The sequence below is a fragment of the Euzebyales bacterium genome, assembly GCA_036374135.1.
In the GTDB taxonomy this organism is placed as follows: domain Bacteria; phylum Actinomycetota; class Nitriliruptoria; order Euzebyales; family JAHELV01; genus JAHELV01.
Genome location: DASUUK010000086.1, coordinates 1 through 2573, shown reverse-complemented (window position 1 = coordinate 2573; position 2573 = coordinate 1). Strand labels below are relative to the sequence as shown.

Sequence of the window (2573 nt, the reverse complement as noted above, 5' to 3'; positions counted from 1 at the left end):
CCGACGGCTCCGACGGCGAACCACTCCGACCGTGGCGGCGTCACCGGCACCGTGCGTTGTCCCGCCGCCGCCGTCTCCTCGGCTTCCTCGTCGGCGCCGCTGGCACCACGGCGCTGAGCGCGTTCCTGGTCCCCTCCCAGCGGGGACTCGAGCTGGCGAGCGTGATGCTGCTCTACCTCGGACTCGCCGTCATCGCGTCGGCGGTCGGCGGATTGGGCGCCGGGCTCAGCACCGCCGTGGCGGGCGTCGCCATCCCACCAACTACTTCTTCACCGACCCTGCGGACGTGGGTGGTGGCCGACGCCCGTGTGTTCCTGGCCCTCATCGTCTTCGTCGCAGTGAGCGTGATCGTCAGCGTGCTGGTTGACATCGCCGCCCGACGAGCCGCCGAGGCGACCCGCGCGACATCGCAGGCCGCTGCGCTCAGCGACCTGCCGAGGATCCTCCTAGACGACGACCGACCGCTGGACGGCTGGTCGACCACATCAAGACGGCGCTGCAGCTGAACGGCGTCGCCCTGCTTCGCGGTGATGCCCAGAGGGGGTGGACGATCGAGGCCACATCCGGTGCCGATCCACCACCGGCACCCGAGCACGGGTCGGACACGATCCCGGTCCCGCCGGACCACCTGCTCGTCAGCGACGGACCCCGTACGCTCGCGCGCGACCGCAGGGTGCTCGCCGCGTTCGCCGCGCAGATCGGTGTCGCGCTCGAGAGCCGGACCCTGGCGCGCGCCGCCGCCAGCGCCGGGCAGCTGCAGCAGGCCAACGAGCTGCGGACCGCCCGCTCGCCGCGGTATCGCACGACCTGCGGACGCCGCTCGCGGCGATGAAAGCGGCCGCCACGAGCCTCCAGCAGACTGACGTCCACCTGAAAGAAGACGACCGCGACGAGTTCGTCCAGACGATCGTCGACGAGACGGATCGCCTCAACGTTCTCGTCGGCAACCTGCTCGACATGAGCCGCATCCACAGCGGCGCGCTCGACCCGGTGACCGAGCCGATCGGGCTCGACGAGGTCGTGCCCGCCGCCGTGCGATCACTCGGACACCACCACACGAGGGTCGAGATCAGCGTTCCCGAGTCGCTGCCTCGGGTCGACACCGACCCAGGACTGCTCGAGCGCAACGTGGCCAACCTGCTGGCGAACGCGATCCAGTGGCCGCCGCCGGGCACCCTGGTCCGCGTCGTTGCCGGAGACGTCCCGGGAGGCGTGGATCTACGTGTCGTCGACCGCGGTCCGGGGATTGCCCCCGCCGACCGGGACAGCGTGTTCGAGCCGTTCCAGCGCACCGGCGACACCACTCCACCGACGGGATCGGATTGGGCCCTCGCAGTCGCGCGCGGGTTCGCCGACGCCATCGACGCGTGGCTCAGCATCGACGACACACCCGGGGGCGGCACCACGATGGTGCTCCACCTGCCAACGACGACGCGTGCCGAGGGACCTGCCGGACCGCCGGACGCCGAACGTCCACAGCGTGCACGGCACCCGATGTCCACGCGCGACCGGGGCAGGGCATGACCACGTCGAAGGTCCTCGTCGTCGACGACGAACCACAGCTGTTGCGCGCGCTCGACATCAACCTGCGCATCCGCGACTACGACGTCGTGCTCGCCGGGACCGGCGAGGAGGCGCTGCGTCAGGCTGCGCGGTAGCGACCCGACCTTGTGATCCTGGACCTCGGCCTACCGGGCATCGACGGCGTCGACGTCATCAAGGGGCTTCGGGCTGGACCGACGTCCCGATCATTGTGCTGACCGTGCGCGACATCGACTCCGGAAGGTCCGCGCGCTCGACGCCGGCGCCGACGACTACGTCACCAAGCCGTTCGGCCTCGACGAGCTCCTCGCTCGGGTCCGCGCTGCGCTCCGGCGCTCGGCGGTGCACGTCGCCGACGAGCCTGTTGTGCGCACGCCTGCGTTCACCGTCGATCTGCCTCCAGGCAGTCACGACACCGGCCGGCACCACCCGGCTGACGCCGACGGAGTGGCTGATCGTCGAGACGCTCGTCCGCAACGAGTCTCGGATCGTCACCCACCGTCAACTGCTCGAACAGATATGGGGCCCCACAGCGACCTACGACACCAACCTGCTCCGCGTCCACCTTGCGCACATCCGCCGAAAGCTGGAACCCGATCCGCGCCGGCCGCGGTACTTCCACACGGATGCCGGGATGGGGTACCGGTTCGTTTCGGGACAGGTGGATGTTCCGATGACGGGACTGGGACGCGACATTGATCTGGGCGCGACCAGCCGGCACCGCCGCACCGTACGCGCCACAGTGTTCGCGCTGCCATCCACGCGGGCCTCACGCTGACGGGCGTTCGGGGTTGTCGGGGTATCGATTCGGGTGCGGCTCTTCTGGAGGGACGTCAGGCGGCTTGGGGGATGGCGTTGTTGGCGTAGCGTTGCGTGTGGTTTCGGCGCTGTTCCTGGGCGCGGTGGTAGCGCCAGTAGTCGTCGAAGTCGCCGTTGCTGTGGATGGCTCGCAGTTTGAGGACGGCTTCGGCGCCGTGTAGGCCCCATCGTGCGCCGGTGAGATCCATGCGGTCGGCGACGAGGTGGCGGCA

General features: G+C 70.0%; 6 protein-coding genes. 5 read left to right on the top strand and 1 reads right to left on the bottom strand.

Annotated features, from left to right (window positions below):
* From VFZ70_14895 to VFZ70_14875, 5 genes are all read left to right on the top strand, one after another.
* The coding region (locus VFZ70_14895) for a DUF4118 domain-containing protein (protein HEX6257092.1) at positions 1 to 506 on the top strand (506 nt) is incomplete at its 5' end.
* Positions 507 to 673: 167 nt separating this feature from the next.
* Positions 674 to 832 (top strand): hypothetical protein, encoded by a 159-nt coding sequence (locus VFZ70_14890; GenBank protein HEX6257091.1) that lies wholly within the window; start codon positions 674 to 676, stop codon positions 830 to 832.
* A complete protein-coding gene (locus VFZ70_14885; protein ID HEX6257090.1) occupies positions 829 to 1524 on the top strand; it encodes an ATP-binding protein in 696 nt (231 codons plus the stop codon). Before VFZ70_14890 ends, VFZ70_14885 begins: the two co-directional genes overlap by 4 nt.
* Positions 1521 to 1658, top strand: a complete 138-nt coding sequence (locus VFZ70_14880) for a hypothetical protein (GenBank protein HEX6257089.1) — start codon at positions 1521 to 1523, stop codon at positions 1656 to 1658. Before VFZ70_14885 ends, VFZ70_14880 begins: the two co-directional genes overlap by 4 nt.
* A gap of 248 nt (positions 1659 to 1906) precedes the next feature.
* Complete coding sequence (locus VFZ70_14875; protein HEX6257088.1) at positions 1907 to 2320, top strand: helix-turn-helix domain-containing protein; 414 nt, start codon at positions 1907 to 1909, stop codon at positions 2318 to 2320.
* A 55-nt stretch (positions 2321 to 2375) separates the two neighbouring features.
* On the opposite strand, the gene VFZ70_14870 is transcribed toward VFZ70_14875, so the two are convergent.
* Positions 2376 to 2573: ISKra4 family transposase (locus VFZ70_14870; protein HEX6257087.1), on the bottom strand; the 198-nt coding region annotated here is incomplete at its 5' end.

Excerpts from the sequence above, each read along its gene's own strand:
- VFZ70_14885 (HEX6257090.1), top strand. The coding sequence starts at position 829 with ATGAAAGCGGCCGCCACGAGCCTCCAGCAGACTGACGTCCACCTGAAA.
- VFZ70_14880 (HEX6257089.1), top strand. The coding sequence starts at position 1,521 with ATGACCACGTCGAAGGTCCTCGTCGTCGACGACGAACCACAGCTGTTG.